20 protein-coding genes and 1 riboswitch are annotated in these 26431 nt (G+C 71.1%); of the genes, 12 read left to right on the forward strand and 8 right to left on the reverse strand.

Features of this window, described 5'->3' with window-relative positions; translation table 11 throughout:
* Nucleotides 1-13 precede the first annotated feature (13 nt).
* The gene (locus IF67_RS0100600; protein ID WP_078889199.1) at nt 14-571 is read left to right on the forward strand and encodes a carboxymuconolactone decarboxylase family protein; all 558 of its coding nucleotides are present in this window, start codon (nt 14-16) and stop codon (nt 569-571) included.
* Nucleotides 572-617: 46 nt separating this feature from the next.
* On the opposite strand, the gene IF67_RS0100605 is transcribed toward IF67_RS0100600, so the two are convergent.
* Together IF67_RS0100605 and IF67_RS0100610 are read right to left on the reverse strand one after the other, a co-directional pair.
* The gene (locus IF67_RS0100605) at nt 618-1403 is read right to left on the reverse strand and encodes an isocitrate lyase/PEP mutase family protein (protein WP_051817435.1); all 786 of its coding nucleotides are present in this window, start codon (nt 1401-1403) and stop codon (nt 618-620) included.
* A gap of 106 nt (nt 1404-1509) precedes the next feature.
* Nucleotides 1510-2055 carry a carboxymuconolactone decarboxylase family protein gene (locus tag IF67_RS0100610; protein WP_078889200.1) on the reverse strand — a complete coding sequence of 182 codons (546 nt, stop codon included), beginning with the start codon at nt 2053-2055 and terminating at the stop codon, nt 1510-1512.
* A 47-nt stretch (nt 2056-2102) separates the two neighbouring features.
* On the opposite strand from IF67_RS0100610, the gene IF67_RS0100615 reads away from it, so the two are divergent.
* The gene (locus IF67_RS0100615) at nt 2103-3515 is read left to right on the forward strand and encodes a PLP-dependent aminotransferase family protein (RefSeq protein WP_030981192.1); all 1413 of its coding nucleotides are present in this window, start codon (nt 2103-2105) and stop codon (nt 3513-3515) included.
* A gap of 439 nt (nt 3516-3954) precedes the next feature.
* Here the strand turns inward: IF67_RS0100615 and IF67_RS0100620 are convergent, their stop codons facing one another.
* Nucleotides 3955-4470: a DUF2231 domain-containing protein gene (locus IF67_RS0100620; protein WP_030981193.1), complete on the reverse strand. Its 516-nt coding sequence runs from the start codon at nt 4468-4470 to the stop codon at nt 3955-3957.
* Between the two features lie 138 nt (nt 4471-4608).
* Nucleotides 4609-5880 carry a ferric reductase-like transmembrane domain-containing protein gene (locus IF67_RS0100625; protein WP_078889201.1) on the reverse strand — a complete coding sequence of 424 codons (1272 nt, stop codon included), beginning with the start codon at nt 5878-5880 and terminating at the stop codon, nt 4609-4611.
* A gap of 173 nt (nt 5881-6053) precedes the next feature.
* Here IF67_RS0100625 and IF67_RS0100630 point away from each other — a divergent pair, with 173 nt between their 5' ends.
* Both IF67_RS0100630 and IF67_RS0100635 read left to right on the forward strand, forming a co-directional pair.
* Nucleotides 6054-6788, forward strand: a complete 735-nt coding sequence (locus IF67_RS0100630) for a response regulator transcription factor (protein ID WP_030981195.1) — start codon at nt 6054-6056, stop codon at nt 6786-6788.
* Nucleotides 6785-8209: a sensor histidine kinase gene (locus IF67_RS0100635; protein ID WP_030981196.1), complete on the forward strand. Its 1425-nt coding sequence runs from the start codon at nt 6785-6787 to the stop codon at nt 8207-8209. Before IF67_RS0100630 ends, IF67_RS0100635 begins: the two co-directional genes overlap by 4 nt.
* Before the next feature lie 53 nt (nt 8210-8262).
* Here IF67_RS0100635 and IF67_RS38645 read toward each other — a convergent pair whose 3' ends face one another.
* Nucleotides 8263-8775, reverse strand: coding sequence for a transposase (locus IF67_RS38645; RefSeq protein ID WP_234340940.1), 513 nt, complete (start codon nt 8773-8775; stop codon nt 8263-8265).
* A 795-nt stretch (nt 8776-9570) separates the two neighbouring features.
* On the opposite strand from IF67_RS38645, the gene IF67_RS40730 reads away from it, so the two are divergent.
* From IF67_RS40730 to IF67_RS0100660, 4 genes are all read left to right on the forward strand, one after another.
* Nucleotides 9571-13674, forward strand: a complete 4104-nt coding sequence (locus tag IF67_RS40730) for an Ig-like domain-containing protein (protein WP_158713018.1) — start codon at nt 9571-9573, stop codon at nt 13672-13674.
* Nucleotides 13671-16082, forward strand: a complete 2412-nt coding sequence (locus IF67_RS43540; protein ID WP_051817439.1) for a beta strand repeat-containing protein — start codon at nt 13671-13673, stop codon at nt 16080-16082. The genes IF67_RS40730 and IF67_RS43540 overlap by 4 nt, the downstream gene beginning before the upstream one ends.
* 192 nt (nt 16083-16274) lie before the next feature.
* Nucleotides 16275-16682 carry a hypothetical protein gene (locus IF67_RS0100655; protein WP_030981200.1) on the forward strand — a complete coding sequence of 136 codons (408 nt, stop codon included), beginning with the start codon at nt 16275-16277 and terminating at the stop codon, nt 16680-16682.
* 17 nt (nt 16683-16699) lie between these two features.
* Nucleotides 16700-17890 (forward strand): glutathionylspermidine synthase family protein, encoded by a 1191-nt coding sequence (locus IF67_RS0100660; RefSeq protein ID WP_030981201.1) that lies wholly within the window; start codon nt 16700-16702, stop codon nt 17888-17890.
* 16 nt (nt 17891-17906) lie between these two features.
* On the opposite strand, the gene IF67_RS0100665 is transcribed toward IF67_RS0100660, so the two are convergent.
* Nucleotides 17907-19295, reverse strand: a complete 1389-nt coding sequence (locus tag IF67_RS0100665; RefSeq protein WP_051817441.1) for an FAD-dependent oxidoreductase — start codon at nt 19293-19295, stop codon at nt 17907-17909.
* Between the two features lie 109 nt (nt 19296-19404).
* Here IF67_RS0100665 and IF67_RS0100670 point away from each other — a divergent pair, with 109 nt between their 5' ends.
* A complete protein-coding gene (locus tag IF67_RS0100670) occupies nt 19405-20022 on the forward strand; it encodes a PadR family transcriptional regulator (protein ID WP_030981203.1) in 618 nt (205 codons plus the stop codon).
* A 79-nt stretch (nt 20023-20101) separates the two neighbouring features.
* Here IF67_RS0100670 and rocD read toward each other — a convergent pair whose 3' ends face one another.
* Nucleotides 20102-21307: an ornithine--oxo-acid transaminase gene (gene rocD / locus IF67_RS0100675; RefSeq protein WP_030981204.1), complete on the reverse strand. Its 1206-nt coding sequence runs from the start codon at nt 21305-21307 to the stop codon at nt 20102-20104.
* A 178-nt stretch (nt 21308-21485) separates the two neighbouring features.
* Nucleotides 21486-21577: riboswitch (ZMP/ZTP riboswitch) on the forward strand.
* 41 nt (nt 21578-21618) lie between these two features.
* Here rocD and glyA point away from each other — a divergent pair.
* Nucleotides 21619-22890 (forward strand): serine hydroxymethyltransferase, encoded by a 1272-nt coding sequence (glyA, locus tag IF67_RS0100680; protein WP_030981205.1) that lies wholly within the window; start codon nt 21619-21621, stop codon nt 22888-22890.
* A 39-nt stretch (nt 22891-22929) separates the two neighbouring features.
* Here the strand turns inward: glyA and IF67_RS0100685 are convergent, their stop codons facing one another.
* On the reverse strand, nt 22930-24207 hold the full coding sequence (locus IF67_RS0100685; RefSeq protein WP_030981206.1) for a cytochrome P450 family protein: 1278 nt from the start codon (nt 24205-24207) through the stop codon (nt 22930-22932).
* A 294-nt stretch (nt 24208-24501) separates the two neighbouring features.
* On the opposite strand from IF67_RS0100685, the gene trpS reads away from it, so the two are divergent.
* Nucleotides 24502-25515, forward strand: a complete 1014-nt coding sequence (trpS, locus tag IF67_RS0100690) for a tryptophan--tRNA ligase (RefSeq protein ID WP_030981207.1) — start codon at nt 24502-24504, stop codon at nt 25513-25515.
* A 203-nt stretch (nt 25516-25718) separates the two neighbouring features.
* Complete coding sequence (locus IF67_RS0100695) at nt 25719-26303, forward strand: 2'-5' RNA ligase family protein (RefSeq protein WP_030981208.1); 585 nt, start codon at nt 25719-25721, stop codon at nt 26301-26303.
* Nucleotides 26304-26431: the final 128 nt, after the last annotated feature.

Raw genomic sequence — 26431 nt, forward strand, 5'->3', positions numbered from 1 at the left:
CTAGATTCAAGGCATGACGAATACAGCGCAGATCAACGAAGCGGGCACGGGGAACGCCGGGAACTCGGCGAGTGTGGCGAGCTCGGCGAGGGGAACGACCCCGGCGGACGGGCCGGCGATCCGCAGCCCCCGGGTCAATTTCGCCCAGGCCGCGCCGAAGGCCTTCAAGGCCCTGATCGGTTTTGATGCCGCCGCGCGCGACGGACTCGACCCGGCCCTCGTGGAACTGGTCCAGATCCGTTCCTCGCAGCTCAACAAGTGCGCGTACTGCCTCCACATGCACACCTCCGACGCCCGCAAGGCGGGGGAGAGCGAGGAGCGGCTGCACATGGTCGCCGTCTGGGAGGAGGCGGCGCACTTCTTCACCGCGAAGGAGCGGGCGGCGCTGGCGCTCACGGAGGCCGTGACGCTGGTCGCGCGGGGCGGCGTACCGGACGAGGTCTACGACCGCGCCGCCACCCACTTCGACGACGCCGAACTGGCCCGGCTGCTGGCCCTGATCTTCACGATCAACACCTGGAACCGGCTCGCCCTCAGCACGGGGAAGGTGCCGGGGACGGACGAGCGGTGACGGCAGCTCGGGCGGGGCGAGCGGTGACGGCGGACCGCGCCGGGCCTCAGAGCTCCGCCCCGAGCTCCTCCCGCAGTTGCTCCGCCATCCCCGCCGCTGCCGCCATCGCCCGCCGCTGAAGTCCAGGGCCGAACGTGATCCGGGCCGCGCCCAGAGTGCCGAGTTCGCGTGGTGAAGGGCCGTTCGGTGTCACCACGGCATTGAGAGGGATGCCGATACCGGCGGCCAGTTCGGCCAGCAGGGGCGGCGGGGCGAGGATCGGGTAGACGCAGTCGGCGCCCGCCGCGGCGTACAGGCCGCCGCGGCGTACGGTCTCCTCGGTGTCCTGGGCCTCCTCGGTGCCCTGGGCGCCGCCCAGATAGGTGTCGATCCGGGCGTTGATCACCAGTGCGTCGCCCGCCTCGGCCCGTACCTCCGCCAGCCAGTCCGCCTGTTCCTGCGGGTCCCGCAGCGAGCCGGTGGCGTGGTCGGTGTCCTCCAGGTTGCAGCCCACCGCCCCGGCGTCCGCGAGCCGGCCCACCAACTCCTTTGCGGACAGCCCGTATCCGGCCTCCACGTCCGCCGAGACCGGGATGTCCACGGCTCGCACGATGCGGGTGACGGCCGCGAACATCTCGCCGGCCGGCGTCTTTCCGTCCTCGTATCCGAGGGAGGCCGCGATGCCCGCACTGGGCGTGGCGAGCGCGGAGAACCCGGCGTCGGCGAACACCTGGGCGCTGGCCGCGTCCCACGGGCCGGGAAGGACCAGAGGCAGCACGGGCCCGTGATGCAGGGCGCGTAGCGCGGCGGCGGCAGTGGCACGGGCAGTGGCATGGGCATGAGCTGTCGTCATGAGGCCCCTCCGAACGGGGGTCGGGCCTTCGGCCGGGGCCAGTGCCCTCAGGGGCGCAGGATACCGGGGGCGGGCGCGCCGAGGGGCGGCCGCGCGGGCGCCGTGGTCATGCCTGTCCGGGGGCCATGCGGGTGGACACCCCGAAGCGGTTCCAGGCGTTGATGGTGCTGATCAGCGCGATCAGCTGGGCGAGCTCGGCCTGGCCGAAGTGGACGGCGGCGCGGTCGTAGGCGGCGTCGGGAACGAAGCCCTCGGTGAGGAGGGTGACCGCCTCGGTGAGGGCGAGGGCCGCCTGCTCCTTGGGGGAGTAGAAGGCGGTGGCCTCTTCCCAGGCGTTGAGGAGGTAGATGCGCTGCTCGGTCTCGCCGGCCTTGCGGGCGTCCGTGATGTGCATGTCGATGCAGAACGCGCAGTGGTTGAGCTGCGATGCCCGGATCTTCACCAGCTCGACCAGAGCCGGTTCGAGGCCCTTCTTCGCCGCCGCGTCCAGCGCGATCATGGCCTTGTAGACCTCCGGCGCGAGCTTGGCCCAGGGCAGCCGGGGGCCGTGCTGGTGCGCCGCCGGTCCCGGAGCCGCGGCCGTCGTCTGCGTCGCCTGCGCCGCCTGAGCTGTCTGAGGAGCCTGTGCCGTCTGTGCTGTCTGTGTCGTCATGTCTACGACGCTACGGCGGCAATGGCGCAGCTGTATGGTCCACTTCCATGGAGAATTCCTGGGCCACTTTCGGACGCGATCTGCACCTGGATCTCACCGGCCCCGGCGGCCTGCGCACCGCGCTGCTGCGTGCGCTGCGGGACGCCGTACGGTCCGGCCGGCTGGCCCCCGGCACCCGTCTGCCGTCCTCCCGCTCGCTCGCCGCCGACCTCGGCATCGCCCGTAACACCGTGGCCGACGCCTACGCCGAGCTGGTCGCCGAGGGCTGGCTCAGCGCCCGCCAGGGCTCCGGCACCCGCGTCGCCGAGAGGGTGCTGCCGCGCGCCACGCCCGCCGCCCCGCGCGCCCCCGGCCCGGCCGGCGGCGCCGACCGGCCGCGCTTCGACCTCACCCCGGGCACCCCCGACGTCTCCGCCTTCCCCCGCACCGCCTGGCTGGCCGCCGCCCGCCGCGCGCTGACCGCCGCCCCCAGCGAGGCCTTCGGCTACACCACCCCCAACGGCCGCCCCGAACTGCGCACCGTCCTCGCCGACTACCTCGCCCGCGCCCGCGGCGTACGCGCCGACCCCGGCCGCATCGTCGTCTGCGCCGGATTCATGCAGGGGCTGGCCCTGCTCAGCCGCGCGCTGGGCACCGGACGGCTGGCCGTCGAGTCGTACGGCCTCGACTTCCACCGCGCCGTCATCACCCGCGCGGGCCTGGGCACCGTCCCGCTTCTCGTCGATGAACGCGGCGCCCGCACCGAGGAGCTGACCGGCCTCGACGATGTCCGCGCGGCTCTCCTCACCCCCGCCCACCAGTTCCCCACCGGTGTTCCGCTGCACCCCGACCGCCGCGCCGCCGCCGTCAACTGGGCGCGTGCCACCGGGGGATTCATCCTGGAGGACGACTACGACGGGGAGTTCCGCTACGACCGCCAGCCGGTCGGTGCCCTCCAGGGCCTGGACCCCGACCACGTCGTCTACCTGGGCACCGCGAGCAAGAGCCTGGCCCCCGCGCTGCGGCTGGCCTGGATGGTGCTGCCGGACCGGCTGGTCGATCCGGTGCTCGCCCTCAAGGGGACCGGCGAATGGCAGTCGGGGGCGCTGGACCAGCTCACCCTGGCCGAGTTCCTGTCCTCGGGCGCCTACGACCGCCATCTGCGCGGGATGCGGCTGCGCTACCGGCGCCGCCGCGACCAACTGGTCGCCGCCCTGGCCGACCACGCGCCCCACGTCCGTGTCTCGGGCATCGCCGCGGGCCTGCACGCTGTACTGGAACTCCCGCCCGGCACCGAGCAGTCCATCCTCCAGGGCGCCCGCTGGCAGGGACTCGCCCTGGAGGGCCTGAGCCGCTTCCGCGACCCTGCCGCCCCACCCGCCTCCCGCGACGCCCTGGTGGTGGCCTACGGCACCCCGCCCGACCACTCCTTCGCCGGTGTCCTGGACGCGCTGGTGAGGGCACTGCCTGCGCAGGAGTAGGCGGTGGGCGTGCGGGTTCCCCGCATCACAGCGCCCGGCGGGTTTCCCGGATCACAGCTCCCGGCGGATTTCCCGGATCACAGCTCCCGTACGAACGACACCCGGTCGAGCCCCGGCCCGTCGTAATCGGGCGTGGGCAGGCGTGGCGCTCGACATCGTCCGCTTCGGACACGAGTGCGGTGTGAGGGTCCGTCCCAGAACATGCCTGGTTCCACGTTCGAGTGAGAACGAGTTGTGATAGTGAATCCGCGATCCGGACCTCTTTCGCCGACCGTTCGTGATCTTGCTCCGGGAAGGATCGTTGCTGAGAACCAGCCGTCTACTCACGCCTGGCGGCTCCGGGTCGGTTCGCCACGCGGCTTGCGGTGTGATCATCAGGATGGCGTGAGCGCAGCCGTGAGTAGGGCCCGACCCCAGGGTGCGTCACGGCGAGTGTCGGTCAGTCGCGATTGGGGTGGGCGGTGGCGGAGTAGGCGTCGTGCCAAGCGGCTTTGGCGCCTGAGTCGCCGATTCGGTAGACCTGCACGCCGGCACCCACGCCGATGATGAGGGACAGTACCGCGGCGGTCAGGCGGAGCGGCGTGCCCACCGTGCTGGTGGAGCCCTCCGCCTCGGGGGTGTGGTGGGCGGCGCGGCGGTAGAACCACCACACTGCCGCGGACACCAGGAAGAGCCCGATGACCCAGGGGAGCAGTTCGTCCCCAAGTTCGGCGTGCCTACGGACCAGGGGATCGCTGTCTACGTGCCGTTCCAGCCACTCGCCGGCGTCGGTCGTCAGCGGCACGCTGATCAGGGACACCAGCGCGAGGGCCGGCAGGGCGAGGCCGAACCGGCGCATGACGGAGGGGAAGGCCGCACACAGGATCAGGGCGAGCGCAGTAAGGGGTACCAGGACCACGACGACGTGCACGAACAGGACGTGTGCGGGGATGCCGTTGATCAGGTCGAGTCCCACAAAGGGCTCCTTCGGAGGGCGGTGTTCCATGCTGGACAAGGGGACGAGTCGGGCTGCTGTGGCGGCTTTGGTGGTGGAGCCGCGGCAGCGATAGGGGGCGCCCGTTCCCTGCGCGCGGGAATGATGCTGCGGGGCACCTTATGACCCATAGCGGCTGAATCCTGGAGTTCGCCATTCCTGGCCGTCGGGCAGAACCGCGAGTGCTTCGTAGCCGTCCAGTGTTTCCACCCAGCCCTGTGCCCCGTTGCCTCGGGCGAACGCGGCGGTGGCGTAGGTGTCGGTCAGCGTCAGGCGGGGCCCGACGAGGGTGAGGGAGGCGAACGTGTCGGCAGGTCTACCGGTGTGCGGGTCGATGAGGTGATGGCCGCGTTCGGCGGTGCCGGAGGTGGCGACGGCCAGGTCGTGGGACAGGACTTCGTGGACTTCGGGCGGGCAGTCGGCGCCGTATGGCCCCTCGGCCCACACCCGGGTGCCGGGCCTCAAGCGGGCGAGGGCGGCGCTGTGCCCGCCGGCGGTCTTTACTGTGATCCGCAGGTGGGCGGGGTGGGCGGGTGCGGAGAGGGAGCAGGGGTTCGCGGTCCACCACAGTCCGCGGGTCAGGAAACGCCAGCGCAGGAACTGCCCCGGCTCGCCCCCGAGGTCGTCGAGGTGCTGGCCGGTGAGGTGGACGGAGACCACGCCTGGTGCTTCGGGGTGGACCGCGGCCACGCGCAGGCGGTGGCGCAGCCCTCGCCGGACGGGGACGGCGAAGCGGTACCAGGCGAGCAGGGCCGCGACGCCGAGGAACAGCGTGAACCAGGCCGCCTGCGCGAGTCGGTTGCCGACGAAGTCGGCTCCGTCGGACAGCTGGTGGCCGAAGGTGAGGAAGACCGCCAGGTAGGTCGCGAAGTGCAGGTAGTGCCACGTCTCGTAACTCATCCTGCGGCGGGCGGCGCGGGCGGACACGATCCCCGTGGCCACGAACAGCAGGAAGCCGGCCGTGCCCTTGAGCAGGTCGGGGTAGTGAAGGACGAGTGTGGACGTCTGGGTGACCACGTTCGTGTGGGAGGTCAGCGAGTAGCCCCAGATGATCAGCAGGGTGTGCGCAAGGGCGAGGGATACGGTGCAGCGGCCTCCCCAGGCGTGCCAGCGGGCGAGCCGGTCGGTGCCGATGCTGTGGTCCAGGAGCGGCATCCGGGCCATGAGCGCCAGCAGCACGGCGCAGGCGTATCCGGCCAGGAGACCGGTGATACGTCCCCCGCCGGTGAGCCAGCCCGCCGGGCCGACCACCGAGGTCGTGTCGCTCCACCACAGAGCCAGCACCCCCGCGACGCCACCCCAGATCACCAGCGGCACCAGGAACGGGACAAGGCTGCGGCGCGGGCGCCGATGGCGCATCCCGCGGCTCGCATACGTGGTCGTGGTGGTCATCGGGCTCCTCCGGATATGGCGCACGCTCCGGCGATGGGTGGCCAGCCTCACAGCCCAACCTCTGTGTACCTTCTGAAACAGCGCGGTCGATCGCTCTCAGCTCCGATTCAGAGGAAACTCAGAGGCACGCCTCACCCCTTCCGTGGCCTGCGCTGGGGGATGCTGAAGGAATCATGGACGAGCCGCGTACGCCATCGCCTCTGCACCGCCCGGACGGAGACCCCGTACGGATCCTCGTCGTCGACGACGAACCCGACGTCACCGATGTCCTGGCAGGGGTCATTACCGGCGAGGGCTGGCAGGTGCGCACCGCGGGCGACGGTGCGACCGCGCTGGCGACGGCCCGTGATTTCCAGCCCGACGCGGTGGTTCTGGACTGGATGCTGCCCGACCTGGACGGCCTCCAGGTCCTGCGGGCCCTCAGACGGGAGATGCCCGAAGTGTGCGTCCTGTTCCTGACCGCCCGCGACGCAGTCGAGGACCGCATCGCCGGCATCACCGCGGGCGGCGACGACTACGTCACCAAGCCCTACAGCCTGGAGGAAGTCCTGGCCCGGCTGCGCGGGCTGCTCCGGCGGGCCGGAATGACCGCCGGGCCGGGCACGAACCGGCTCACCGTCGGAGACCTCACCATGGACGAGGAAGCTCGGGAGGTCCGGCGCGGCGGGGTCGGCGTCGAGCTGTCCCGCACCGAGTTCGAACTCCTGCGTTTCCTCATGCGCAACCCGCGGCGGGTCCTGTCCAAGGACCAGATCCTCGACCGGGTCTGGGCCTACGGCTTCGGCGGGCGCGCCCACATCGTCGAGCTCTACATCAGCTACCTGCGCAAGAAGATCGACGCCGGACGCACCCCGATGATCCACACCGTGCGCGGCGTCGGCTACGTCCTCAAGCCGGAAGCCTCGTGAGGCGCCTGCCGCCCCGCACTCTGCGCGGCCAGCTCACCGCCGGACTCGTCGCCCTGCTCGCCCTCGCCTGTCTCGCCGTCGGGATCACCACCGCCGTCGCTCTGCGGGGCTTCCTGATGGGGCGCCTGGACGAGCAGCTCTCCGCGTCCGGCGGCCGGTTCGCAGCCAGCCTGGAACACGAGGCCAAGCCCGACGCCGACAACCGCCCCGACACCCGGGGCCAGGCCGAGGCGACCTTCGGCGCCCGCCTCCTGGACGACACCGTCATCCAGGCCGCCGTCGTCGACGACGCCACCGACCGCCCCCTCCACCTCACCCCCGAAGACCGCCACACCCTGGCGGGAATCCCTGTGGACGGAGATGGGCACAGCATCCGTCTCTCCGCTCTGGGGAAGTACCGCGTCACGGCTGTCCGGGGCGACGACCAGGACACCCTGATCACGGGATTGTCCCTGCACCCGGTGGAAGAGACCGTCCACCGCCTCGAAGCGGTCGAAGCGGTGCTGTTCGGTGCCGCCCTCATGGCGACCGGCATCGCGGGAGCCGTGTGGGTACGGATCTCCCTGCGCCCCCTCCAGAAGGTCACAGCCCGCGCGGCGGAGGTCGCCCGGCTGCCGCTCGCCAGCGGCGAGATCGCCCTGCCCGGCCCCCTCTCCGACACCGACCCCCGCACCGAGGTCGGCCAGGTCGCCACCGCCCTCAACCACATGCTCGGCCACGTCGAAGACGCCCTCACCCGCCGCCAGGCCAGCGAGGAACGCCTGCGGCACTTCGCCGCCGACGCCAGCCACGAACTGCGCACCCCCGTCGCCAACATCCGCGGCCACGCCGAACTCGCCCTGCGCCACCACGGCCCCGTCCCCACCGAAGTCCGCCACGCCCTGGAACGCATCGACAGTGAGACCCTGCGCATGACCCGCCTCGTCGATGACCTGCTGCTTCTCGCGCGTCTCGACGCCGGACGGCCCCTCGAACACGAACCGGTCGACCTGACCCTGCTGATCCTGAACGCGACGGACGACGCCCGCGCCGCCGGCCCCGGCCACCACTGGCTCCTCGACCTCCCCGAAGAACCGGTCACCGTCACCGGCGACGCCCACCGCCTCCAACAGGCGATCGGCAACCTCCTCGCCAACGCCCGAACCCATACGCCGACCGGCACCGACGTGACCATTACCCTCACCACGGAACGGACCACCGTCCTGGTGGACGTGAGTGACAACGGCCCCGGCATCCCCGAGGAACTCCAACCCGAAATCTTCGGCCGTTTCGTCCGCGCCGACCACGCCCGCTCCCGCAGCACGGGAAGCACCGGGCTGGGCCTTGCCATCGTCCACGCCGTCATCACCGCCCACGGCGGAACCGCCACCGTCACCAGCCGCCCCGGACACACCACCTTCCACCTCGCACTCCCCGGCTGAACCGTTCGGCCTGCCAGCACGCCTATCGAGCAGACCCGGCGAGCAGCCCCACCTCATGGAGCGCCCGCACCAGATGGGACCGACAGGTTCAGGTGGCGACGGCGACCCATGTCCAGCTCGAACCGGCCGTACGGATTCACATGCGTCCAGAACAACGGCGAGAGCGCCCGGCGGTCAGCGTCGGTGAGCTGATCCGCCCACTTCGGATCGTCCAGGACCTCCTGCATCAGCAGCGTGTTGACGTGCACCAGCGCGGACTGAAGCAGGTGCAGGGCGAGCATGCCGACCTCCTGGGACTCCTTGTCCGCACCGGCCAGGTCGCCGTCCTTGCCGTAGAAGAGGTCCTTGTCCGCGCTGTTCCAGTTCTCCACGACCTGCAACCCCTCGTGGATCTCCTGGCGCATCTCGACGTCGGCGAGGTAGTCGCCGACGAACGAGGTACGCACCGCCCGGCCCAGCTCCTCGATCGCCCGGTACGTCGGGTGCTTCGGCCCTCCACGGGTGAACCGGCGCAGGACCTGCTCGGCCTCGGCGGTGCCCCGGCGCAGAGCAGTGGTGTACTTCACGACCTGGTCGTCACGAGCAACTGGCGTTGCAGTGCGCCCGCTTCACCACCCAGACCGCCCCACCACTCGTTCAGGGCCACCTGGAGCCGTGGGTGATCCGAGGGGACGGGGTGGCACAGCGTCAGCTGGTGCGCGCGGCCGCTCCGCCCTTGCAATCCGCTCGGGGCAAGTCCGCGGAAGCCCCCTCCCGGTTCCCTGCACCATTTCTCTCAACTCTGCTGAGGAGTAGGCGAGTTGAAAGCTGGGGCGACTTCCTCCCGGCACTCGAACACCCCATATTCATTGCTATGGCAAACGTAATGAAAATCTGGGAGTTATGCCACCGAGGTGTCATTGCGCCGTCAACTGCGCTGTTGTGCAACGGCTTTGACGGTGGTGCGGGCAGGGCTCCCGGCGGAGTCCCGTACTGACCGTCCGTCACGAGTGCCGACGCCTGTCACATCTACGCCCCGTGGCGCACGCTGCGGGGCGTCGTGCACGCCGCTACGCGCTGCGCCATTCAGGGTAAATGCGCTGACCGGCTATGGCGTGGCGGCATGGTCGGCGCGCCTACTGATGCTATCGACCGGCGGGTTGCCCACCTGGCGGAGGCCATCGGTATGCAGATGCGCATCTCTGTCGGCTTTCCTTACCGAGATCCCTCCCCAGGTTGATGCCCACTTCCCGCAGCACATCAAGATCCTCGGGGAGGGAGCTGAACGGCCCGCCACCATCATCAATGCGGAGGGCCATACCATGGCACCCACCTTTACTTTGGCGTCTGCAGCGCCAAACCCGGCGGTCTTCGGGCAACCCGTGACGTTGACCGCCACCGTCATCCCACTGGGGCTGGGCACACCCACCGGCACCGTCACCTTCGTCGTCGCCGGCGGCCCCACCGTGACGGCACCACTCGTCGGCGGCACCGCGACCGCCACCGTCAGCAACATCAGCGTGGGTTTTCACACCATCACCGCCACCTACAACGGCAGTCCCCTGTGGTCTCCGTCCAGCGGCCTGGCCTCCGTGACGGTGGTCAAGGCGTCGACGACCACGACGGTCACGTCCTCGCCGGACCCGTCGACCTTCGGGCAGCCGGTCTCCATCACCGCCACCGTCGCGCCGGTCGCGCCGGGCGCGGGCACCCCGACCGGCACGGTCACCTTCGTCATCGCCGGCGGCGGAGGCGGCACCCTGACGGGCACGCTCTCGGGCGGTACGGCAACCGTCACCACCAGCAGTCTCAGCGTCGGTACACATGCCATCACCGCGACGTACAACGGCAATGCCAACTTCAATGCCTCCAGCGGCACCGACACGCAAACGGTGCTGCCGAGCCTGGTACCGACGACCACCACGGTGACCTCGTCGCCCGACCCCTCGGTGTTCGGACAGTCGGTGACCTTCACGGCCACCGTCGCCCCCGTCCCACCCGGCTCGGGCACCCCGACCGGCACGGTGACCTTCGTGATCTCCGGCGGCCCCACGCTGACGGCACCGCTCTCGGGCGGTACGGCGAGCGTCAGTACCAGCAGCCTCAGCGTCGGCCCCCATACGGTCACGGCGACCTACAGCGGCAGCGGCAGCTTCGCGCCGTCGAGCGGCACGGACACCCAGCTCGTCAACAAGGCCTCCACGACCACCACGGTGACCTCGTCGCCGGACCCGTCGGCGTTCGGACAGCCGGTGACGTTCACGGCCACGGTCGCCCCGGTCGCACCGGGCGCGGGCACGCCGACCGGCACCGTCACCTTTGTCATCAGCGGTGGCCCGACGCTGACCGGCACCCTTTCCGGGGGCACGGCGAGCGTCACCACCAGCACACTTTCTCCAGGGCCCCACACGGTCACCGCGACCTACAGCGGTAGCGGCAACTTCAACGCCTCGACCGGCACGGACACGCACACGGTGGGGCAGGCGTCGACGACCACGACGGTCACCTCGTCGCCCGACCCGTCGGTCTTCGGGCAGTCGGTGACCTTCACCGCGACGGTCACGCCGGTCCCGCCGGGTGCGGGTACGCCGACCGGCACCGTCACCTTTGTCATCAGCGGCGGTCCGACACTGACCGCGACGCTTTCCGGCGGTACGGCGAGTGTCAGCACCAGTGCGCTCTCCGCCGGCACCCACACGGTCACGGCGACGTACGGCGGTGACGCGAACTTCACCGGCTCCAGCGGCACGGACACCCAGACGGTCAACCAGGCGTCCACGACCACGACGGTCACCTCGTCGCCCGACCCGTCGGTCTTCGGGCAGTCGGTGACCTTCACCGCGACGGTCGCCCCGGTTTCGCCGGGTGCGGGGACGCCGACGGGCACGGTCACGTTTGTCATCAGCGGTGGTCCGACGCTGACCGGCACGCTTTCCGGGGGTACGGCGAGCGTCAGCACGAGCGCGCTTTCCGCCGGTACGCACACGGTCACGGCGACGTACGGCGGTGACGCGAACTTCACCGGCTCCAGCGGCACGGACACCCAGACGGTCAACCAGGCCTCCTCGACCACGACGGTCACCTCGTTCCCCGACCCCTCCGTGGTGGGACAGACGGTCAACTTCACCGCCTTTGTGGGGCCGGTGTTCCCCGGTGGCGGTGTGCCGACCGGAACCGTCTCGTTCGTCATCACCAACGGGGTCACCACCGTGACCCTCAGCGGCACCCTCGACGGCGCCGGCGTCGCCACGGTCAGCACCAACGGGCTGGTCACGGCGGGTCTTTACACCGTCACTGCGACATACGGCGGCGACGCGAACTTCACCGGCTCCAGTGACACCGACACCCAGACGGTCAGCCAGGCGGCGACAACCACCACGGTCACCTCGTCGCCCGACCCGTCCGTGACGGGGCAGCCGGTGACCTTCACGGCCGTCGTCGCACCGGTCTCGCCGGGGGCAGGCACCCCGACCGGCACGGTCACCTTTGTCATCAGCGGTGGCCCGACGCTGACCGGCACCCTCTCCGGGGGCACCGTGAGCGTCACCACCAGTGCACTGGGCGCCGGTACCCACACGGTCACCGCGACGTACAGCGGTGACGCCAACTTCACCGGCTCGGTCGGTACGGACACCCAGACCGTGAACCAGGCGTCGACGACCACCACGGTCACGTCGTCGCCCGACCCGTCGGTCTTCGGCCAGCCGGTGACCTTCACGGCCACGGTGGCGCCGGTGGCTCCGGGCGCGGGTACACCGACCGGCACGGTCACGTTTGTCATCACCGGTGGCCCGACATTGACCGGCACCCTCTCCGGGGGCACGGCCACAGTCACGACGAGTGTGTTGAGCGTCGGGACCCACCCGGTCACGGCGACGTACAGCGGTGACGCCAACTTCACCGGTTCCAGCGGCACGGACACCCAGACGGTGGCTCAGGCGTCGACGACCACCACGGTCTCGTCGTCTCCTGACCCGTCGGTGGTGGGTCAGCCGGTGACGTTCACGGCCACTGTTGCTCCGGTGTCGCCGGGTGCGGGGACGCCGACCGGGACGGTCACGTTCGTGGCGACGGATGGCGTGACGACGGTGACGCTGACCGGGACGCTCAGTGGCGGTACGACCAGCGTGACCACAAGTGGTCTGGTGACGGCGGGGACTTACACCGTCACGGCGACCTACAGCGGTGACGCCAACTTCACCACCTCCACCGGCACGGACACCCAGACGGTGGCCCAGGCGTCGACGACCACCACGGTCACGTCGTCGCCCGACCCGTCGGTCTTCGGCCAGCCGGTGACCTTCACGGCCACGGTCGCGCCGGTGGCTCCGGGCGCGGGTACACCGACCGGCACGGTCACGTTTGTCATCACCGGTGGCCCGACGCTGACCGCGACGCTCTCGGGCGGCACGGCGAGCGTCACCACCAGCGCGTTGAGCGTGGGCACGCACACGGTCACGGCGACGTACAGCGGTGACACCAACTTCACCACCTCCAGCGGCACGGACACCCAGACGGTCAACCTGGCGGCGACGACCACCACGGTCTCCTCGACTCCTGACCCGTCGGTGGTCGGTCAGCCGGTGACCTTCACGGCCACTGTCGCTCCGGTGTCGCCGGGTGCGGGTACGCCGACGGGTACGGTCACGTTCGTGGCCACCAACGGCGTGACCACGGTGACGCTGACCGGCACCCTCAGCGGCGGCACGACCAGCGTGACCACGAGCGGTTTGGTGACCGCGGGCGCGTACATCGTCACGGCGACGTACAGCGGTGACGGGAGCTTCACGGGTTCCGTCGGTACGGACACGCAGACGGTGGGTCAGGCGGCGACGACCACCACGGTCTCCTCGTCTCCGGACCCGTCGGTGGTCGGTCAGCCGGTGACGTTCACGGCCACCGTTGCTCCGGTGTCACCGGGTGCGGGTACGCCGACGGGTACGGTCACGTTCGTGGCCACCAACGGCGTGACCACGGTGACGCTGACCGGGACGCTCAGTGGCGGTACGACGAGCGTGACCACAAGTGGATTGGTGACGGCGGGGACGTACACCGTCACGGCGACCTATAGCGGTGACGCCAACTTCACCACCTCCACCGGCACGGACACGCAGACGGTGACCCAGGCGGCGACGACCACCACGGTTTCGTCGTCTCCTGACCCGTCGGTGGTGGGTCAGCCGGTGACGTTCACGGCCACCGTGGCTCCGGTTTCGCCGGGTGCGGGTACGCCAACCGGGACGGTGACGTTCCTGGCCACCAACGGGGTCACCACGGTGACGCTGACCGGGGCGCTCAGCGGCGGTACGACGAGCGTGACCACAAGTGGTCTGGTGACGGCGGGGACTTACACCGTCACGGCGACCTACAGCGGTGACGGGAGCTTCACCACCTCCGTCGGTACGGACACGCAGACGGTGGCTCCGGCGGCGACGACCACGACGGTCGCGTCGACTCCGGACCCGTCGGTGGTGGGTCAGCCGTGACTCTCACCGGCACCCTCAGCGGCGGCACCACCAGCGTGACCACCAGCGGGCTGGTCACCCCCGGCACGTACACCGTCACGGCGACCTACAGCGGTGACGCCAACTTCACCACCTCCGTCGGTACGGACACGCAGACGGTGGCTCCGGCGGCGACGACCACGACGGTCGCGTCGACTCCGGACCCGTCGGTGGTGGGTCAGCCCGGCGGTACGACCAGCGTGACCACCAGCGGGCTGGTGACCGCGGGCGCGTATGTCGTCACGGCTACCTACAGCGGTGACGGGAGCTTCACCACCTCCGTCGGTACGGACACGCAGACGGTGGGTCAGGCGGCGACGACCACCACGGTTTCGTCGACTCCGGACCCGTCGGTGGTGGGTCAGCCGGTGACCTTCACGGCCACCGTGGCTCCGGTATCGCCGGGTGCGGGTACGCCGACCGGAACGGTGACGTTCCTGGCCACCAACGGGGTCACCACGGTGACTCTCACCGGCACCCTCAGCGGCGGCACCACCAGCGTGACCACGAGCGGGCTGGCGACCGCCGGCGCGTACACCGTCACCGCGACCTACAGCGGTGACGCCAACTTCACCACCTCCACCGGCACGGACACCCAAGTGGTGGGTCAGGCGGCCACGACCACCACGGTCTCGTCGACTCCCGACCCGTCGGTTGTCGGTCAGCCGGTGACCTTCACGGCCACCGTGGCTCCGGTATCGCCGGGTGCGGGTACGCCAACCGGAACGGTGACGTTCCTCGCCACCAACGGCGTGACCACGGTGACGCTGACCGGGACGCTCAGCGGCGGTACGACCAGCGTGACCACGAGCGGGCTGGTCACGGCCGGCGCGTACACCGTCACCGCGACCTACAGCGGAGACGCCAACTTCACCACCTCCACCGGTACGGACACGCAGACGGTGACCCAGGCGGCGACGACCACCACGGTTTCGTCGACTCCGGACCCGTCGGTGGTGGGTCAGCCGGTGACCTTCAGTGCGACGGTCGCTCCGGTATCGCCAGGTGTGGGTACTCCCACCGGGACGGTCACGTTCCTGGTCACCGACGGGGTCACCACGGTGACGCTGACCGGGACGCTCAGCGGTGGCACCACCAGCGTGACCACCAGCGGGCTGGTCACGGCGGGGACGTACACCGCCACCGCGACCTACAGCGGTGACGCCAACTTCACCACCTCCACCGGCACGGACACGCAGACGGTGACCCAGGCGGCCACGACCACCACGGTCTCGTCGACTCCCGACCCGTCGGTGGTGGGGCAGTCGGTGACCTTCACTGCCGTCGTGGCTCCGGTCTCGCCGGCTGTGGGTACCCCCACGGGGACGGTCACGTTCGTGGCCACCGACGGGGTCACCACGGTGACCCTCACGGGCACGCTCAGCGGCGGCACCACCAGCGTGAGCACGAGCGGGCTGGTGACCGCCGGCGCGTACACCGTCACCGCGACCTACAGCGGAGACACCAACTTCGCCACCTCCACCGGCACGGACACGCAGACGGTGGCGCAGGCGTCGACGACCACCACGGTCACCTCGGCTCCTGACCCGTCGGTGGTGGGGCAGTCGGTGACCTTCACGGCCACCGTCGCACCGGTATCGCCGGGGGCAGGTACCCCGACCGGGACGGTCACGTTCGTGATCACCGGTGGCCCGACGCTGACCGCCACCCTCTCCGGGGGTACGGCCACCGCGTCGACCACCGCGCTGGGCGCCGGCACCTTCCCCGTCACGGCCACCTACAGCGGTGACGCCAACTTCACCACCTCCAGCGGCAGCGACACCCAGACGGTGGCGCAGGCGTCGACGACCACCACGGTCACCTCGTCGCCCGACCCGTCGGTGTTCGGGCAGTCGGTGACCTTCACCGCCACGGTCGCGCCGGTCTCACCCGGCGCCGGCACGGTGACCGGCACGGTCACCTTCGTCATCGACGGTGGCGGAGGCGGCACGCTGACCGGCACCGTCTCCGGCGGAGTCGCCACCGCCACCACCAGCACGCTCGACGCAGGCGTCCACAACGTCACCGCGACCTACGGCGGTGACGCCGACTTCACCACCTCCAGCGGCACCGACACCCAGACGGTCAACCAGGCAGCCACGACGACCACGGCCACCTCGTTCCCCGACCCGTCCAACTCCGGCGACACGGTCGCGATCCTCGCGTTCGTGTCGGCGGTGGCTCCGGGCAGCGGCGTCCCGACCGGGACGGTCAGCTTCGTGGTCAACGACGGCGTGATCACCTTCACCCTCACCGGAACGCTCGACGGCGCCGGCGTCGCCGCGGTCAGCACCCCGCTGACCGCCGGCAACTACCTCATCACGGCGACCTACGCCGGTGACACCAACTTCACCACCTCCAGCGACACCGACACCCAGACCGTCGTGTAACCACCCGTCCCTTCCTCCCGTACAGCGCACCAGCGCCGGGCCCCCCAGTGAGGGCGGCCCGGCGTCGTGCTGTGCCCCGCTGCCCGTGCGGGGCGGCGGCACGGAAGGAGGAGGCCGCCTCATTGCGCCGGGCCCCCGGGTGCCGTCTACGCTGGCTGCGCTCCAACAGATGTTCACGGGGGAAGGCAAGGTATGGCAGACAAAGCACGCCGGCGGCTGCGGTCGAGCACGGTGATCCTGGGCGGTATGGGGGCGCTGGCCGCCGCGTTGACGTCCTGCGGCTCCGAGCCCGACAAGCGCTGCGTGGACCGCAACAGCTACGACACGCTCAAGGGCTACCGCATCGTCGACTCCAAGAACTGCTCGGCAGGCGGCAGTTCGTCCAGCGGCAGCAGCACGTCCGGCAGCGGCGGATACGGCAAGACCGGCCGCGGCGGGACGGCGAAGCAGCCCGTCGACGGTCAGTGGTACTACGACCCGGACAACGCCGGCGGCAAGTACGCCGACGACGGCACCTTCAGCAAGGCCACGGCCGTCAACCGCGGCGGCTTCGGCTGCTCCGGCTCGGGCGGCGGCCGCCACGGCTCCTTCGGCGGCTGAGCGGACGCGGTACCGCCATGGAACGCCACACCATCGAGCCCCGCCCCGACTGGCAGCGGACCGTCGAGGCGCAGGGCCTGATCTACCCGCTGACCCGCTACCCGGACGACTCGCTGCGCCCGTACTGGGACGAGAGCGCGTACTACGAGTTCACCCTCCCCGAGGTCGAGGCCCTGGAGGAGGCCGTCGAGGAACTGCACGGCATGTGCCTGGCCGCGGCCGACCACATCGTCGAGCAGGACCGTTTCGCCGACCTCGGCATCGAGGACCCGCGGCTGGCCCGTCTGGTCGCCGAGTCCTGGCGGCGCCGGGAGGAACTCCCTTCCCTCTACGGGCGGTTCGATCTGCGCTACGACGGCAGCGGCCCGGCCAAGATGCTGGAGTACAACGCCGATACGCCGACCTCGCTGGTGGAGGCGGCCAGTCCGCAGTGGTTCTGGATGGAGGAGCGCTTTCCCGGCGCCGACCAGTGGAACTCGCTGCACGAGCGGCTGGTGGCGGCCTGGAAGCGGCAGGCGCCGCTGCTGCCGCCGGGCGCGCCGCTGCACTTCGCGCACTCGTCGGGTGACGAGCTCGGCGAGGATCTGATGACCGTCGCCTACCTGGAGGAGACGGCGCAGCAGGCGGGCCTGGAGACGGTCGCGATCTCGATGGAGGACATCGGCTGGGACCGGCTGTCCGGCCGCTTCGTCGACCAGCGGCTGCGCTTCATGCGGTCCTGTTTCAAGCTCTACCCGTGGGAGTGGCTGGCCGACGACGACTTCGGCCCGTACGTCCTGGACACCCTCGACAACGGGGGCGGCACCGGCTCCACCCTCTGGATCGAGCCCGCCTGGAAGATGCTGCTCTCCAACAAGGCGCTGCTGGCGGTCCTTTGGGAGCTGTATCCCGGCCACCCGAACCTGCTGCCCGCCTACCTGGACGGCCCGCGCGAGCTGGCGCACACCCGTGGTTACGTCGCCAAGCCGCTGCTCGGCCGGGAGGGTGCCGGTGTCACCCTGCACGAGCCGGGCGCCGAGCCGGTGCTGCGGGGGCCCGAAGACCCGTGCTGCTACCAGGAGTTGGCGCCGTTGCCGGACTTCGACGGCAATCGGGTCGTGCTCGGCGCCTGGGTCGTCGAGGACGAGTCGGCGGGGCTCGGCATCCGGGAGTCGGCGGGGCCGGTCACCGATGAGTACGCCCGCTTTCTGCCGCATGTGATCCGCTGAGCCGGGGGCCGGCGCCTCAGTGCGTCGGCCCGTCCGGCCTGCGGCCTCGCTGGCGGGGGCGCTGCCGTGCGTCGTGGTCGTGGCCGCGGTAGCGCTGTGCGGCGGCGGCCATCCGGCGTTTGAGCGGGGGCAGGTGGTTGACCACCCGCATGCCGGTGCGCATCCCGGCCAGCACCGCGCGGCCGATGACCGGTTTGTGGACCGGATCGCTCCCGCGCATCTGCGCCAGGGACTTCTCGACCGCCTCGAAGCCGTAGCGGATCATCTGGGTCTCGTAGTCGTGGATCGCCGGTATCAGCGATGCTTCGCGGTCACGGACCGAGACCAGCTTGGTGCAGAGCAGTTCGGCGTCGCGCAACGCGGTGTTCGCTCCCACTCCGCGGCCCGGCGTCATGGTGTGGATGGCGTCCCCGACCAGGGTGATGTTGCTGGTGGGCCACTGCTCGATGGGGGCCGAGGTGCGGATGTTGAGGGGGAAGCAGGTGGACGGGTCGGCCAGCTCGGCCAGCTTGCGCAGCCGGGCGTCCCAGGTGCGGGTGAGCTCGACCGTGAGGTCGTGCAGCTGCTCGCCGTTCATCCGGAGGACGTCGGGGGGCAGGTTCCGTGCCGCGCCGCCGAAGCCCAGCATGATGTAGTCGCGGGTGTTGTCGAACTGGAGGCCGGGCCAGGCGCGGAGCAGTTCGGTGTCGCTCGCGCCGATGCCCTGGCGCGGCCGGCCCTGTTCGTCCCACGGGAACTGCATGACGTGGATGATCAGCGAGTAGCCCCCGGGGGCGAGGAACATGTTGACGCCGTCGATGACCTCGGGGGTCAGCAGCTCGCGGGTGGCTTCCGTGAGGGGCACCTTGCCGGTGATTCCGATCAGGCCGCTGTCGTTCAGGGGGGCGTGGGGCAGGTACTGGCGGCGGACCCGGGAGTGGGAGCCGTCGGCGGCCACCAGCACCTCACCGGTGGCCGAGGTGCCGTCCTCGAAGTGTGCGGTGACCGTGCCGTCGGGGTTCTTGTCGTAGCGGGTGAAGACCTTGCCGAAGCGGACCTGCTCCTCCAGCCCGGTCAGCAGGACCTGCCGCAGGGTCATACGGGACACGGACCGCTCGGCGCCCGCCCCGTCCGCGCCGGGCTCGGCGAAGCCGGTCAGCGAGAGGACTTCCTTGTACTTCTCGGTGAACAGGGTGAAGCGGTCGCCGGTACGCGCGCAGGTGGCCACGAAGGTGGCGAACAGGTCGGGTGGCAGCAGACGGCCGAGTGCCCGGCTGCCATCGGGGTCGATGCCCACCCGGTAGCCCTGGAGCCCGTCGCCGCGGGTGCGGTCGCGTTCGAAGACGGCGCAGCTGATGCCGGCCCGCTTCAGGCCGTGGGCCAGGGCGAGTCCGCCGGTACCGGCGCCGATGATGATCACGTGCATGCCCTCTGGTTCCTTCCCTGAGAGGAATGACCAAGGGCTGGATAGTTGCATGGCATCTAGGTGTAGTGCAACTAGTTGTGGAGCGGTTAGTTCGCGATATCGTGAATCCGTGACCTCGACATTCCGCCGCTCCCCCCTGGCCCTGGCGGTCCTGGGCCTGCTGGAGGCAGGCCCCCTGCACCCCTACGGCATCCAGCGGCTGATCAAGCAGTGGGGCAAGGACCAGGTCGTCAACGTCGGCCAGCGCGCCGGCCTGTACCGCACGATCGCCCGCCTGGAAGACGCCGGACTGATCGCCGTCGGTGGCACCGAGCGCGACGAGCGCTACCCCGAACGCACCACCTACCGCCTCACCGAGGCGGGGCGGGACGCCGCTCTCCAGTGGCTGGCCGACATGCTGTCCACCCCCCGCAACGAGTACCCGGAGTTCCCCGCCGCCCTGTCCTTCCTGCCGCTGCTCACCCCGCAAGCCGCCCACGGCCTGCTGGACCGGCGACGCGAACACCTCGCCCGGCGCCGCACCGAACTCGACGCCGAACTCGCCACCGAGGCCGGGGGCCGGGCGCTCCCGCGCGTGGCCCTGATCGAGAGCGAATACCTGCGCGCGGTCACCCATGCCGAACTGGAATGGGTGAACGGCATCCTCGCCTCGCTGGCCGACGGGTCGTTCACCTGGGACCGCGAAGAGCTCGACGGGATCGTCGCCGCCGCTCGCGACCAGCCCTGACCGGCCGACGGCGGGGAAGAGGCGCGGCGGGGAGAGGCGAAGGAACAGGGGCCGGCCCGCCCCTAGGGGGAGCCACCCTCTATGCCTCCAGCACGCCCCGCAGCTGGTCGAGGCCCCAGTCCAGGTCCTCCTTGCTGATCACCAGCGGCGGCGCGAGCCGGATCGTGGCGCCGTGGGTGTCCTTGGCCAGCACCCCGCGCGCCATCAGCTGCTCGGAGATCTCCCGCCCGGTGCCGCGTGACGGGTTGATGTCCACACCGGCCCACAGTCCGCGGCCGCGCACCGCGTCCACCGCGCCGCCGCCCACCAGCAGCCCCAGCTCGCTGTGCAGATGCTCGCCCAGCTCCACGGCCTGCTGCTGGAACTCGCCGGTCCGCAGCATCGCCAGCACCTCCAGCGCCACCGCGCAGGCGAGCGGGTTCCCGCCGAAGGTCGAGCCGTGCTCGCCCGGCGCGTACACACCCAGTACCTCACGGGAGGACACCACCGCGGACACCGGCACCACCCCGCCGCCCAGCGCCTTGCCCAGCACGTACATGTCGGGCACCACGTCCTCGTGCTCGCAGGCGAAGGTCCGCCCGGTACGGCCCAGCCCCGACTGGATCTCGTCGGCGATGAACAGCACGTTCCGGCTGCGGGTCAGCTCCCGCACGCCCGCCAGATAACCCGGCGGCGGCACCAGCACCCCCGCCTCGCCCTGGATCGGCTCCAGCAGCACCGCGACCGTGTCGGCGTCGACGGCGGCCTCCAGCGCGGCCAGATCGCCGTACGGGACGCTCTCGAAACCGGGGGTGTACGGGCCGAAGTCGGCGCGGGCCTCGGGGTCCGTGGAGAAGGAGACGATGGTGGTCGTCCGGCCGTGGAAGTTGTTGTCCGCGACGATGATCTTCGCCTGGCCGTCGGGGACGCCCTTGACCTTGTAGCCCCACTTACGGGCCGTCTTCACCGCTGTCTCGACCGCCTCGGCGCCGGTGTTCATCGGGAGCACCAGCTCCATCCCGCACAGCGCGGCCAGCTGGGTACAGAAGTCGGCGAACCGGTCGTGGTGGAAGGCACGCGAGGTGAGGGTGACCCGTTCCAGCTGGGCCTTGGCCGCGTCGAGCAGCCGGCGGTTGCCGTGTCCGAAGTTCAGCGCGGAGTACCCGGCGAGCATGTCCAGATAGCGACGGCCCTCCACATCCGTCACCCAGGCACCCTCGGCGGTGGCCACGACGACGGGCAGCGGGTGGTAGTTGTGCGCGCTGTGGGCTTCGGCGGCGGCGATGCTGCGTTCCGTGGACGTCACCGGTGACTCCGTTCGGTAGGCCGTTGGGGCGCGGACGGTGCCGCGTCCCCCTCCATTGTTGCGCTCGCTCCGGGGTGGGCCTGCGAAGATCCGCCGGATCCGCCGGACAGGGAGCGTGGGGTGTCCCCCGTCCGCCCGCAAGGCAGACGGGGATATGGCGACAGGCTCTAGACTCTGCGGTGCGCACCGCGACTGGCGTACGGGGAAGCAACCTCGAGGAAGCGGTGTGCGGCAACCACCACGAGGTGCCGCCCCGCCTGGGCACCCCGGGACCGACCGGAAGAACCGATCGACCGCCCCGGAGGAACGCCATGTCACTGCCCCTTTCCCATCCCGCGCTGAGCGCCGCCGACCCCGAACTGGCCGCGCTGGTCGGCGCCGAGGAGCAGCTCCAGGCCGACACGCTGCGACTGATCCCCAGCGAGAACTACGTCTCCGCCGCCGTCCTGGAAGCCACCGGCACCGTCCTCCAGAACAAGTACAGCGAGGGGTACGCGGGCCGTCGCTACTACGAAGGCCAGCAGAACATCGACCGCGTCGAGACGCTGGCCGTCGAGCGCGCCAAGGCCGTCTTCGGCGTGGAGCACGCCAACGTCCAGCCGTACTCCGGCTCGCCCGCCAACCTCGCCGCCTACCTCGCCTTCGCCGAGCCCGGCGACACCGTGCTGGGCATGGCGCTGCCGATGGGCGGACACCTCACGCACGGCTGGGGCGTCTCGGCGACCGGTACATGGTTCCGCGGCGTGCAGTACGGCGTACGCCCGGACAGCGCGCTGATCGACTTCGACGAGGTGCGCGACCTCGCCCGCAAGGAACGCCCGAAGATCATTTTCTGTGGCGGTACCGCCGTCCCGCGCACCATCGACTTCGCCGCCTTCGGCGAGATCGCCCGCGAGGTCGACGCCGTACTCGTCGCCGACATCGCCCACATCGCCGGTCTGATCGCGGGCGGCGCCCACCCCTCGCCCGTGCCGCACGCGGACGTCATCTCCACCACCACCCACAAGACCCTGCGCGGCCCGCGCGGCGCCATGCTGATGTCCCGGGCGAGCCACGCCAAGGCCGTCGACAAGGCCGTCTTCCCCGGTCTCCAGGGCGGCCCGCACAACCACACCACCGCCGCCATCGCCGTCGCCCTGCACGAGGCGGCCGCCCCGTCCTTCCGCGACTACGCGCACGCCGTCGTCGCCAATGCCAAGGCGCTCGCCGAGGCGTTGCTGGCCCGCGGCTACGACCTGGTCTCCGGCGGCACCGACAACCACCTGGTGCTGATCGACCTCACCTCGAAGGGCGTCCCGGGCAAGGTCGCCGCGAAGGCACTGGACCGGGCCGGCATCGTCGTCAACTACAACACCGTCCCCTTCGACCCGCGTAAGCCCTTCGACCCCTCCGGTATCCGCATCGGCACCCCGTCCCTCACCTCCCGCGGACTGGGCACGGACCGGATGCCGCAGGTCGCCGAGTGGATCGACCGCAGCGTCCAGGCCGCGGCGAAGGGGGACGAGGAGGCGCTGGCGGCGATCCGCGGCGAGGTCGCGGAACTGATGGCCGGCTACCCGGCGCCGGGGCTGCCGACGGACTGAGGTCCGCGGCTCCCGGGCGCCCGGCTCACCGGCCGTCGTTCAGCCGGTGAGCCGGACCGGCAGGACGTGGGTGCTGTTGCCGATGAAGCTCGGGTGCGCCGGCAGCTCCGCGTCCGGGACGGCGAGATCCAGCGCCGGATAGCGGGCGAAGAGCGCCTCCAGGGCGACGGTCGCCTCCAGCCGGGCCAGCGGCGCGCCCAGACAGTAGTGCGGCCCGTGGCCGAAGGAGAGATGCCGGGCGGCGGGCCGCCGGGTGACGTCGAACCGGTCCGCGTCGGGGCCGTACGCCTCCGGGTCCCGGCCGGCCGCGGAGTAGGAGGCCAGCATCGCGGTGCCGCGGGGGACGAGCGTGCCGCCGATCTCCAGGTCCCGGACCGGATAGCGGAACGGGAAGTGGGCGACGGGGCTGTCGTAGCGCAGCGTCTCCTCGACCACGTCGTCCCAGGTGGCCCGCCCGTTCCGCACCAGCTCCAGCTGGGCGCGGTCGGTGCACAGGGCCCGGACCGCGTTGGTGATCAGATTGAGCGTGGTCTCGTGCCCCGCGATGATCATCAGCAGCAGGGTGCCGACCAGCTCCCGTGCGCTCAGCCGGTCGCCGTCCTCCTCCTGGGCGGCGAGCAGCGCGCTGGTCAGATCGTCGCCCGGGTCCGCCCGCCGGGCCTCGGCGACCTGGGTGAGGACGGCGATGATCTCCCGGTGGGCGGCCCCCGCCTCGTCCGCCGCGCCGGTCGTGCTCACGATCAGGTTCGACAGCGCGTGCAGCCGGTCGCGCAACGCCGCGTCCACGCCCAGCAGTTCGCAGATCACGCTCATCGGCAGGGGATAGGCGAAGTGCCGCCGCAGATCCACCGTGCCGTCCGCCGCCGCGGCGTCCGGCAGCCCGTCCAGCAGCCCGGCCGTCAGCTCCACCACCTGGGGCCGCAGCGCCGCCACCCGCCGCGCGGTGAACACCTTGGTCACCAGGCCGCGCAGCCGCCGGTGGTCGGCCCCGTCGGCGGTCGTCATGCCGTCGACGGTGGCGAAGGTGGTGAGCGGCCAGCCCGGTGACACGGTGCCGTCGTGCAGAGCGGCGAAGTGGCAGGCGTTCTTGGCGACTTCGGGGTGCGCGAGGACCTCGCGCAGCACCTCGTGGCGGGTGACGGCGACCGCGGGAACCTCCCCGGGCAGCAGTACGGGGACCACCGCCCCGGCCTCCCGCAGCAGCGCGTCGGCAGCGGCCCGGCCGGCGCCGCCGGGGGCGAGCGGCTGCGGCGCCCGGTCGGCGGGTGCGGGAGCGGCGGTGCCGCTCGGGGGCGCGGTACGGCGGGCGTCGGTCATCGGCGGTCCTCACAGATCGGGGGCAAAGATCCGGTGCGGTGCACGGGCCCTCAGCGCGCGGACCACGCCCGCGGGGCACCCGCACGGCCGGTGCGCGCTCCGTACGCCCCCGCCGCCCGGTCCGCACGGAGCCACTGGGGGCCACGATTCCAGCTCCCGGCCGCCCCGAACAGGCCGCCGCCGGGCCTCGGGCTCCGTCCGTACCCGCGCCCCACGCGCCGCCGGAACGCGGCCCCTTCCCGCCTTCCGCCACCGTGCGCCGCTGCCCCTTGCGGACCTGAGACAATCGATGGCATGGCTCTTGAACGTCCGCGTGTGCTCTCCGGCATTCAGCCCACCGCCGGCTCCTTCCACCTCGGCAATTACCTCGGTGCGGTGCGCCAGTGGGTGGCCCTCCAGGAGTCCCACGACGCCTTCTACATGGTGGTCGACCTCCATGCGATCACCGTGCCGCAGGACCCGGCGGAACTGCGCAACAACACCCGGATCGCGGCCGCCCAGCTGCTGGCCGCCGGCCTCGACCCGGAGCGCTGCACGCTCTTCGTCCAGAGCCATGTGCCCGAGCACGCCCAGCTCGGCTGGGTCATGAACTGCCTCACCGGCTTCGGCGAGGCGTCCCGGATGACCCAGTTCAAGGACAAGTCCGCCAAGCAGGGCGCCGACCGCACCTCCGTCGGCCTGTTCACGTACCCGATCCTCCAGATCGCCGACATCCTGCTCTACCAGGCCCACCAGGTCCCGGTCGGCGAGGACCAGCGCCAGCACATCGAGCTGACCCGCGACCTCGCCGAGCGCTTCAACGGCCGCTACGGCGAGACGTTCACGATGCCGGCGCCGTACATCCTCAAGGAGACGGCCAAGATCTACGACCTCCAGGACCCGTCGGCCAAGATGAGCAAGTCGGCCGCCAGCGCCAAGGGCCTGATCAACCTCCTCGACGAGCCGAAGGTCTCCGCGAAGAAGGTCAAGAGCGCGGTCACGGACACCGACACCGTGATCCGCTACGACGCCGAGAACAAGCCCGGCGTCTCCAACCTCCTCACCATCTACTCCACCCTCACCGGCACCACGATCGCGGAGCTGGAGCAGAAGTACGAGGGCAAGATGTACGGCGCTCTCAAGACGGATCTCGCCCAGGTGATGGTCGATTTCGTCACACCGTTCCGGGACCGTACGCAGGAATATCTGGACGACCCCGAGACGCTGGACTCGATCCTGGCCAAGGGCGCGGAGAAGGCCCGTGCGGTGGCGGCGGAGACCCTCGCCACCACCTATGACCGGCTCGGATTGCTGCCGGCCAAGCACTGACCCGACCGTCCGCGCACGGTCGGGAGCGCCCGCCCGGCGGGCCGGTACCGGCCGCGCGGACCGCACAGAGCAAGGGCCCCCACCCGTGGGGGCTCATCTGTCTGCTCACAAGAGGACCGAGGACGCTCCCCGCGAAGGGCGCGTACCCGGCACACTAAGAGGGTGCGCAAGCGCGCCGCACAGGCGTCAGGAGGGAGAACACAGTGGGGACCGTAACGCTGGGCGTTTCGATCGCGGTCCCGGAGCCATACGGAAGCTTCCTCCAGAGGAAGCGCGAGGGCTTCGGGGATCCCGCCGCACCCGGCATCCCCACGCACATCACCCTCCTCCCGCCGACGCAGGTCCGTGCCGACGCGCTGCCCGCCATCGAGCGCCACCTCGCCGAGGTCGCGGCCGGCTGCCGCCCCTTCCCGCTGCGCCTGGAAGGCACCGGGACCTTCCGGCCGCTCTCCCCGGTGGTCTTCGTCAAGGTCGCCGAGGGCGTGGCCGGCTGCACCGCCCTCCAGGCCCGCATCCGCGCCGCCTCCGGCCCCTGCGCACGCGAGCTCCAGTTCCCGTACCACCCGCATGTGACCGTCGCCCACGGCATCGGCGAAGAGGCCATGGACCGCGCCCAGAACGGGCTCAGGGACTTCTGCGCGACGTGGACGATCGGCGGCTTCGCGCTCTACGAGCAGGGCCAGGACGAGGTGTGGCGCCTGGAGCGGGAGTACCCCTTCGGGCCGCAGTCGGCCGGCGTCCCACGCCAGGCCGCCGATCTCTCCCGGCCGTCGGCACCCTCCTGCTGACACCCCCCTCACCCCGCCGCCACGGGTCACCCCGCAGCGCGCCCGCCATGATCCGGACGACGCGCTCCGGCGTTCCCGACCGGCCCGAGCAGTCGCCGTAACATCCTGCACAGGCCGGCGGGCACAAG

The organism is Streptomyces sp. NRRL S-1813, assembly GCF_000719605.1.
GTDB lineage: Bacteria > Actinomycetota > Actinomycetes > Streptomycetales > Streptomycetaceae > Streptomyces > Streptomyces decoyicus.

What these genes read in the sequence shown, in the direction of transcription:
- IF67_RS0100600 (WP_078889199.1), top strand. Translation starts at nt 14, where the DNA reads ATGACGAATACAGCGCAGATCAACGAAGCGGGCACGGGGAACGCCGGG.
- IF67_RS0100605 (WP_051817435.1), bottom strand. Translation starts at nt 1,403, where the DNA reads ATGACGACAGCTCATGCCCATGCCACTGCCCGTGCCACTGCCGCCGCC.
- IF67_RS0100610 (WP_078889200.1), bottom strand. Translation starts at nt 2,055, where the DNA reads ATGACGACACAGACAGCACAGACGGCACAGGCTCCTCAGACAGCTCAG.
- IF67_RS0100615 (WP_030981192.1), top strand. Translation starts at nt 2,103, where the DNA reads ATGGAGAATTCCTGGGCCACTTTCGGACGCGATCTGCACCTGGATCTC.
- IF67_RS0100625 (WP_078889201.1), bottom strand. Translation starts at nt 5,880, where the DNA reads ATGACCACCACGACCACGTATGCGAGCCGCGGGATGCGCCATCGGCGC.
- IF67_RS0100630 (WP_030981195.1), top strand. Translation starts at nt 6,054, where the DNA reads ATGGACGAGCCGCGTACGCCATCGCCTCTGCACCGCCCGGACGGAGAC.
- IF67_RS0100655 (WP_030981200.1), top strand. Translation starts at nt 16,275, where the DNA reads ATGGCAGACAAAGCACGCCGGCGGCTGCGGTCGAGCACGGTGATCCTG.
- IF67_RS0100660 (WP_030981201.1), top strand. Translation starts at nt 16,700, where the DNA reads ATGGAACGCCACACCATCGAGCCCCGCCCCGACTGGCAGCGGACCGTC.
- IF67_RS0100665 (WP_051817441.1), bottom strand. Translation starts at nt 19,295, where the DNA reads ATGCACGTGATCATCATCGGCGCCGGTACCGGCGGACTCGCCCTGGCC.
- glyA (WP_030981205.1), top strand. Translation starts at nt 21,619, where the DNA reads ATGTCACTGCCCCTTTCCCATCCCGCGCTGAGCGCCGCCGACCCCGAA.
- IF67_RS0100685 (WP_030981206.1), bottom strand. Translation starts at nt 24,207, where the DNA reads ATGACCGACGCCCGCCGTACCGCGCCCCCGAGCGGCACCGCCGCTCCC.
- trpS (WP_030981207.1), top strand. Translation starts at nt 24,502, where the DNA reads ATGGCTCTTGAACGTCCGCGTGTGCTCTCCGGCATTCAGCCCACCGCC.